Below are 1498 nucleotides of genomic sequence, written 5' to 3'. Positions count from 1 at the left end.
CGAACCCCTCGCCTGCGTCCTCAACGGCCAGAACCTCGCCGGTGTGGGGAAGGGCGACGACGTGGTCGTCGTGGGCTCCGGGCCGATCGGCTGCCTGCACGTCCGCCTGGCCCGGGCACGCGGCGCGGCCCGGGTGTTCCTCGTCGACCTCAACCGCGAACGCCTCGACCTGGCCGCCAACCTGGTGCAGCCGGACGCGGCGATCTGCGGCGCCGAGACCGACGTCGTCGACGCGGTGCTCAAGCTCACCGAGGGCCGGGGTGCCGACGTCGTCATCACCGCCACGGCCGCCGGCGCCGCCCAGGAGCAGGCGGTGCAGATGACCGCACGGCAGGGCCGGATCAGCTTCTTCGGCGGCCTGCCGAAGGACAAGCCGGTCATCTCCCTGGACTCCAACCTCGTGCACTACCGCGAACTGACCATCGTCGGTGCCAACGGCTCCAGCCCGGAACACAACAAGGAGGCGCTGCGACTCATCGCCGACGGCTCCGTGCCGGTCGCCGATCTCATCACCCACCGCCTGCCGCTCGACCGCGCCCTCGACGCCTTCGGCATCGTGGCGCGGGGCGAAGCGATCAAGGTGACGATCGAACCGTAGGAGGATCCGTTGCCCACCAGAACAGTCCTCGTCGGCTCCGCCAGCGGGCTGCACGCCCGCCCGGCGGCGCTGTTCGTCGCCGAGGCGGCGAAGCAGCCGGTGCTGGTCACCATCCGCACCGGCGACAAGAAGCCCGTGCCGGCCCGCAGCATGCTCGGCGTGCTGTCGCTCGGCGCCAAGAAGGGCACCGAGGTCACGCTGGAGGCCGGCGGCGACGGCGCGCAGGCCGCCGTCGACACCCTGGCCGACCTCCTCGAACGTGATCTGGACGCCGTCGATGCGTGAACTTCGGGGAATCGGGGCCAGCCCCGGTGGTGCGGCGGGGCCGGTCTACCGGCTGGCCCCGCCGCCGGCCCTGCCGCCGTCGGCGGAGACCGTTGATCCCGCTGCCGAGAAGGCGGCCGTGCGGGAAGCCGTCCTCGTCGTCGCCGCCGACCTGACCCGTCGCGCTGACACCGCAGTGGACGCGACCGCCGCCGAGGTCCTGCGCGCCCAGGTCATGATGGCGCAGGACGAGACACTGATCGACGCGGCCGACATCGCGATCGACGGCGGCGCGGACGCGCCGCACGCGCTCACCGACGTGCTCGCCGGGCACCGGGCCGCCTTCGAAGCCGCGGGCGGGTACCTCGCCGAGCGGGTCAGCGACCTCGACGACCTGCGGGACCGCCTCGTCGCGGCGTGTCTCGGGCAGCCGATGCCGGGCGTGCCGGACCCCGGCCACCCGTACCTGCTCATCGCCAGCGACCTGGCGCCCGCCGACACCGCCGGTCTCGAACCGGACCTGGTGCTGGGCCTGGTCACGGCCGAGGGCGGGCCGACCAGCCACACCGCGATCCTGGCCCGGACCCTCGGCGTCCCGGCCGTGGTCCGCTGCGCGGGCATCCTGGACGTGGCCGA

3 protein-coding genes are annotated in these 1498 nt (G+C 73.8%); all 3 read left to right on the top strand.

Annotated features, from left to right (window positions below):
• A partial coding sequence (locus KBX53_RS32640) for a zinc-binding dehydrogenase (RefSeq protein ID WP_210863714.1) occupies window positions 1-598 on the top strand: 598 nt, incomplete at its 5' end.
• 9 nt (window positions 599-607) lie between these two features.
• Window positions 608-883: an HPr family phosphocarrier protein gene (locus KBX53_RS32635; protein WP_210863712.1), complete on the top strand. Its 276-nt coding sequence runs from the start codon at window positions 608-610 to the stop codon at window positions 881-883.
• Window positions 876-1498: phosphoenolpyruvate-utilizing N-terminal domain-containing protein (locus tag KBX53_RS32630; protein ID WP_247676558.1), on the top strand; the 623-nt coding region annotated here is incomplete at its 3' end. The genes KBX53_RS32635 and KBX53_RS32630, both read left to right, overlap by 8 nt.

This window comes from Micromonospora sp. M51, assembly GCF_018070305.1.
GTDB classification, from domain to species: domain Bacteria; phylum Actinomycetota; class Actinomycetes; order Mycobacteriales; family Micromonosporaceae; genus Micromonospora; species Micromonospora parva.
Note: the sequence above shows the minus strand (reverse complement) of the source record. Positions and strands in the feature narration are given on the sequence as shown.